3 protein-coding genes are annotated in these 2,858 nt (G+C 63.5%); all 3 read right to left on the reverse strand.

Going from position 1 to position 2,858, the window contains the following annotated elements; all coding sequences use genetic code 11:
* Positions 1-254: NAD(P)/FAD-dependent oxidoreductase (locus ACH4YL_RS40645; protein ID WP_398512574.1), on the reverse strand; the 254-nt coding region annotated here is incomplete at its 3' end.
* 271 nt (positions 255-525) lie between these two features.
* Positions 526-1,277 (reverse strand): IS5 family transposase gene (locus ACH4YL_RS40650; protein WP_398512576.1). Its coding sequence is split into 2 segments (ribosomal slippage): positions 526-941 and positions 941-1,277, totalling 753 coding nucleotides; the frame shifts between segments, so codons are not numbered across the junction.
* A gap of 241 nt (positions 1,278-1,518) precedes the next feature.
* Positions 1,519-2,742 carry an IS701 family transposase gene (locus ACH4YL_RS40655; RefSeq protein WP_398512575.1) on the reverse strand — a complete coding sequence of 408 codons (1,224 nt, stop codon included), beginning with the start codon at positions 2,740-2,742 and terminating at the stop codon, positions 1,519-1,521.
* Between the last annotated feature and the right edge of the window lie 116 nt (positions 2,743-2,858).

Below are 2,858 nucleotides of genomic sequence, written 5' to 3' on the forward strand. Positions count from 1 at the left end.
CGCAGCGCCTGCGGCGGAAAGGCGCGAATGGCCGGCTCCAGCCAGGGTTGCGCCGGGCGATAGCGCGTCAGGAATGCGTCGAGCGGCTCGGAATGGGTGAGGTTCAGCCCGCCGCGGCCAGCGAGCAGGAATTTGCGCGCTGCCGAGGGCATGCGGTCATAGAGGGTGACGATGTGGCCGGCCTGCGCCAGCCGCTCGGCCGCGATCAGGCCCGCAGGGCCTGCGCCGATGATCGCGATGTCGGATGCCGGCATGGGCGTTCACTCCTGCCGCCGGCGAAATTCTGTCGCGGCCGAGCCTGCCCTAGAGCATTTTCAAGCGAAGCGGATACCGGTTCGCGTGAAGAAAATGCGATAAAACAAAAGGCTAGAGCAATTGAACGATCCAGTTGGATCGGAAATTGCTCTAGAGCATCGGACCGAAAAGTGGAATCCGGTTTTCGGAAAAATCCGATGCTCAAACAAAGAGCTAGATCGCCGCTCCTGCGTCCGAACGGACGCACGGCGACCTAGAGCGGATCGACATTCACCGTAGCCATATCATGGCTGCGGCGAGGTGGACGAAGCCTGTGAAGTGGATGGTTCTCCGGTCGTAGCGAGTGGCGAAGCGGCGGAAGTGCTTGAGGCGATTGAAGCATCGCTCGATCCGGTTGCGGTGCTTGTAGATCTCGACGTCGTGCGGGATGAAGACCTTGCGGTTGCGCTTGGACGGGATCACCGCCTGCGCCTTCATCGCGGCAATCTGGTTGCGTAAGTCATTGCTGTCATAGGCTTTGTCGGCAAGCACCGCGTCGGCTTCCTGACCTTCGAGGAGATCGGGAGCAGCTGTGATGTCGCTGGCCTGGCCGGGCGTGACGCGCAACCGCAAGGGCCGGCCCAGCCTGTCGGCGAGCATGTGGACCTTGGTGGTCAGTCCGCCTCGGGAACGCCCCAGCGCCTGGTCCTTGGCCCCCCTTTTCCCGTCGCCGCTTGCTGGTGGGCGCGCACGATGGTGCTGTCGAGCATCAGGTATTGGTTGTCGCGGTCGGCGGTCAGCGCGTTGAACACCGCCTCCCACACCCCGGCATGACACCAGCGGCTGAAACGCCGATGCACCGTCTTCCACTTGCCATAGCGTTCGGGCAGGTCACACCAGTGCGCGCCAGACCGCAGCACCCATAGACAACCGTTTACAAACAGGCGGTTATCCGAGCCCGTCCGACCTGGATCGCTCGTCTTGCCGGGCAGCAACGGCGCGATCCGCAGCCATTGCGCCTCGCTCAGCTCGTAGCGCTTGATCCCCATCATCGGCTCCGCGTCAGAACACGGAACCCTATGAATCAGACATCACACCCGTTGTGAATCCTGAATGTCGATCGATCCTAGCATTACAGTTGCATTTTTGATGTGATGTGAGCTTTCCGCGCTGCGGCCTGATGGGCTCTTCGCCAGAGCGACCATGCGATGACGTGTGCGGGTTGGATGCGCCGTTGGGCGAGCCTGACGGCGATACGACGGATCTCCTGGACGGACCAGCGGATCAGGGCTGCGTGAGTTTCAGTTGGGCAGTTCGGGTGTTTTTTGGGGGCGGCGCGGCGTTGGCGCGATGGCGGATGGCGGCCATCATGGCGAAGGCGAGCATGACGAGCGAGACGTGACGGAGCCAGCCATGCCAGGAGCGGGTTTCGTTGTGATCGAGCCCGAGTTCGTTCTTGGCGGTCTCGAACCCGTCCTCGATCGCCCAGCGATGGCCTTCGACCCTGACCAGCGTGGCGATGTCGGTTCCGGCGGGGCACCAGGTCGAGAAGAAGGCCAGGGCGCCATCGGCGATATTTTTGCGGATCAGGAGCCCCCGCGTCCAGAGCCCGGATCGGCTCTCGTCATATTCGGCCGCTTCGAGATCGGCGAGTTCGCAATAGACCCAGTCGTGAAGCCTCTCGCCCTTGGTCCCGGTACCGGCCGACAGGCGTTTCCAGAGCGCGGGGTCAAGCGCGCCCGCAATCTCCTCGGCCGTGCCGGCGACAGGCGGCTTGCCGATCCAGGAGCCAAAATGATGGTTCGCGTTGACGCCGAGCACATAGCCTTTGCCGGCCCGGCGCAGCGCGATTTCGATGTCACCAACGCCATAGACGCTGTCGGCGGCGACCCAATCGAAGGGCACGCCAGCGGCCATCGCCCGCCCGATCATGGCCAGGGCCAGGGCAGGTTTGGTCGAAAAGGCGGTCTGCGCCGGCACATGGGCTGCCGCCATTCGATCCGCGTCGCCCGTCCAGGCCTTGGGCAGATAAAGCGCCCGGTCGATGAAGGCATGGCCATGGCGCGACACATAGGCCGCGAACACGCCGATCTGACAGTTGGTGATCTTGCCGGCCGAGCCGGTGTACTGGCGCCCCACGCCGCACGATGCCTTGCCCTGCTTCAGGAACCCGGTCTCGTCCACGACGAGTACGGCGTCCGGATCGGCCAGGGTCTCCATAGCATAGTCGCGGACCAGATCGCGCAACGCATCGGCGTCCCAGCGACCGCGCCCAAGAAGTGCCTGCTGGCGCCACGGGCCGGGATCGCCTGCTGCCTCCGCCCGCATCCAGCCGGTCTTGCGCCGCTCGTCACCGAGCAACCCATCCAGGAACAGGCCAGCCGACGCCGCCACCCGCGCCTGCGTGAACAACGGCGCGATCCGCGCCTTTACATCCCGCAACGACGACGCCCAAAGCTCAAGCGTCGTCTCGATCGATCCACCAGCCATCCATGATCTCCGAATCATGGTGACCGATCGATTCAGAGACCCGCAAAATATGCAACTGTAATGCTAGCATTACAGTTGCATTTTTGATGTGATGTGAGCTTTCCGCGCTGCGGCCTGATGGGCTCTTCGCCAGA

It is taken from the genome of Streptomyces sp. NPDC020681, from assembly GCF_044334895.1.
Lineage (GTDB): Bacteria > Actinomycetota > Actinomycetes > Streptomycetales > Streptomycetaceae > Streptomyces.

Excerpts from the sequence above, each read along its gene's own strand:
- ACH4YL_RS40655 (WP_398512575.1), bottom strand. The coding sequence starts at position 2,742 with ATGATTCGGAGATCATGGATGGCTGGTGGATCGATCGAGACGACGCTT.